At 38.5% G+C, this 3,178-nt stretch carries 2 protein-coding genes and 1 pseudogene; all 3 read right to left on the reverse strand.

All coding sequences use genetic code 11. The annotated features are described in order from the left end of the window. Positions 1–38 precede the first annotated feature (38 nt). Positions 39–197: pseudogene (locus QZ359_RS06815) on the reverse strand (integrase); the annotation flags it as partial. Between the two features lie 262 nt (positions 198–459). Continuing rightward, positions 460–1,530 carry a tyrosine recombinase XerS gene (gene xerS, locus QZ359_RS06820; protein WP_153193449.1) on the reverse strand — a complete coding sequence of 357 codons (1,071 nt, stop codon included), beginning with the start codon at positions 1,528–1,530 and terminating at the stop codon, positions 460–462. A 341-nt stretch (positions 1,531–1,871) separates the two neighbouring features. Next, positions 1,872–3,062: a methionine adenosyltransferase gene (metK, locus tag QZ359_RS06825; protein WP_101776706.1), complete on the reverse strand. Its 1,191-nt coding sequence runs from the start codon at positions 3,060–3,062 to the stop codon at positions 1,872–1,874. Between the last annotated feature and the right edge of the window lie 116 nt (positions 3,063–3,178).

A 3,178-nucleotide genomic window follows, 5' to 3' on the forward strand; every position in this document is an offset into this window, starting at 1 on the left:
ATTTTTGTATTCAGGGGGCAAAAAAGGGGCAAAACTTTTTAAAAAATCTTTTTCATAACTTTTTCCAGTACATTGATTGCTTCATCTTTCATGTTCTTTGTGACGTGGGTGTAGATGGAAGTAGTGACTTCAGAGTCGGAATGATCAACCATGTCCGTGATTATTTTTAAAGGAATTTTATTTTCTGATAAAATATTGGCCATCACAGGCAGCATGCTTTTATAGGTGCTTAATTTGATTTATTTTTGTGGAATCCTCTTATTTTGAGATGAATACCAATTATAAGTGATTTGCATATCCAGGATATTACAAAGAAAGGCAAGCTAGTGGCCACATAAAATTTATTTCATATTCTTTAAAGCTATTTACTCTGTTAGCAATTGTATTTGATATGATCAAATAAGATTAATAGTTTATTGAATCCCTTTTTTATAAATTACATAATTTATTTTATGTAATTTATAAACTATCCAGAGCATTCTTTTGTTCATCGTTGACGATATGGGTATAGAGGTCAGTGACTTGTGTGCTGGCATGTCCTAGCTGGTGACTGACCAAAACTTGCGATTTAGTAGCATCATAGAGTCTAGTTGCTAGGGTATGGCGAAGTTTGTGGGGGGTTACACGAACTTTGAAGTCTTCAGAGTATTTAGCAACCATTTTCTCAACGCTAGAAGTATCGATACGATTAGGAACACCTCTGTAGAGAGTCAAAAAGAGGGCTGTATCTGTTTTTTCCGTCTTATAGCGTTGATTCCGAATGGCTAGATAATTCTCTAGATAAGGCTTAGCAAAGGCAGCGACATTGACCGAGTCACGTTTGCCACCTTTTCGGGTGACATCAATAATCATCATCTTGAGATTGAGATCTCTTAGATCCAGATTAACAGCTTCAGATAAGCGAACACCCGATGCCAAGAGAAGGGCAATAATGGCCAAATCACGTTCTTTATTTTTATTAAACGATGATAGAGCACGATTTGAGAGCTGTTGTGGGTAATCTTGGTCTATATAAGTCAGAAACCCTTCTGTTTCATCACCTAGAAAGAGCTTTTGTTTGATGTTTTCAGCTCTGGCAGCAAGTGTCTCTTTCTTTTTCTTGGTTGAAACTTTCTTCATTACATTTCGATAGAAATAAGGTTCTCCCTGGTCATTTTCAACCTCCTCAGTCAGATACTTGTAAAGACTGGAAAGGGCTGACAAGGTCCGATTGATAGTCGTCTGAGAAACACCTTGCTTGGTTGTATTGGCATTCAGCAAAGGACGTTCTCGAAGATAAAGGATAAAAGCCTCCATATCTTTCTTTGACATATTTTCCAAGACAGATAAAGGAATATTAGACATTTTATCAGAGTTTGAAATCCCAGACTCTAAAACCCAGCTGAAAAATCGATCGTATTCCTTGAGGTATTCGTACAGGGTTGTGAAACTATAGGGGACAGCAAGCTTAGATTGGTAGTATTCCAGAACATACCAGGGCATGATTTGTTTTAATTTATCGATTCGTTCCAGTAAAATTTCACGCTTCATGTATTTTCTCCATATATAAGTCTACTAGTAGTATAGCATAGACTTATATATTTTTCAAGAAAATTATAGTTTTTCGGAAAGATGTTATAGGAGTTTTTTAAAGTGATAAAAAGACTTAGACCTGCAAACAAAACAGATCTAAATCTTTGGAGTTATTATTGTGAATTATTATTTAGTGCTTTGTATCTCATAGCTTCTTATATAGCTCTTCAATTGTGTAGTATTAACAGAAGTTTAGTGGGTGAGTTCTTTTTTATTCTGGTTATTTTTACCAAAGTTCAATTATTTGTATGTGAAATGTTTTATCAGTAAAAAAGAGGGGGAGTCCCCCTCTCAAGATTTTATTTTACTGCTTCTTTCAAAGCATCTACCTTGTCCAAACGTTCCCATGGAAGGTCAATATCTGTACGTCCCATGTGTCCATAAGCCGCTGTTTGACGGTAAATTGGACGCTTAAGGTTCAGCATTTGGATAATCCCTGCAGGGCGAAGGTCAAAGATTTGACGAGTTGCTTTTTCAAGCTTGCTTTCAGCTACTGTTCCTGTACCAAAGGTATCAATACGGACAGAAACAGGCTGGGCAACACCGATAGCATAGGCCAACTGTACTTCTGCTTTCTTAGCAAGACCGGCTGCAACAATATTCTTGGCAATATAACGAGCTGCATAGGAAGCAGAACGGTCAACCTTTGTCGCATCCTTACCAGAGAAGGCACCGCCACCGTGACGAGAATAGCCACCATAAGTATCTACGATAATCTTACGGCCAGTCAAACCTGAGTCTCCTTGAGGTCCACCGATTACAAAACGACCAGTAGGATTGATGAAGAATTTTGTTTGCTCATCTAAGTAAGAGGATGGAATAACCTCTTTGATAACCTTATTAATGACATCATTGTGAATTTGTTCGTTGCTGACTTCTGGATCGTGCTGAGTTGAAATAACGACTGTGTCCACACGTACTGGACGGTCATTTTCATCATACTCAACTGTAACTTGTGATTTAGCATCTGGGCGAAGATAGCTGATTTCCCCAGATTTACGAAGATCTGCTAAACGACGAACTAACTTGTGGCTGAGTGAAATTGGCAATGGCATGAGCTCTTCTGTTTCATCCACTGCAAATCCAAACATGAGACCTTGGTCTCCAGCACCAATTAAGTCCAGCGGATCTTGGTCTGCATTTCCACGAACTTCTAAGGCTTCATTAACCCCTTGGGCGATATCCGGTGACTGCTCAACAAGAGACGGATGGACTCCCACCGTCTCTGCAGAAAATCCATACTCTGTATTGGTATAGCCAATCTCTGCAATGGTATCACGAACCACACGGTTAATATCCACATAGGCATTTGTAGAAATTTCACCAAAAACGTGGACAGAACCAGTATATACAGCTGTCTCCGCAGCAACGTGCGCCTCTGGATCCTTGGCTAAAATAGCATCCAAAATCGCATCTGAAATTTGGTCTGCAATCTTATCAGGGTGCCCCTCAGATACAGATTCAGACGTGAATAATTTACGTTCTGACATAAAAATGTCCCCCCTTAAAAAATATTGTTATAGAGTTACAAAGTACTGATAGGAAAACTCTTAGTGATAAATACCTACCATCTTATCGGGACTATATAACTTTATCATTATACCAT

Origin of the sequence: Streptococcus sp. (genome assembly GCF_019414905.1) — a bacterium.
Lineage (GTDB): Bacteria > Bacillota > Bacilli > Lactobacillales > Streptococcaceae > Streptococcus.

What these genes read in the sequence shown, in the direction of transcription:
- xerS (WP_153193449.1), bottom strand. Translation starts at nt 1,530, where the DNA reads ATGAAGCGTGAAATTTTACTGGAACGAATCGATAAATTAAAACAAATC.
- metK (WP_101776706.1), bottom strand. Translation starts at nt 3,062, where the DNA reads ATGTCAGAACGTAAATTATTCACGTCTGAATCTGTATCTGAGGGGCAC.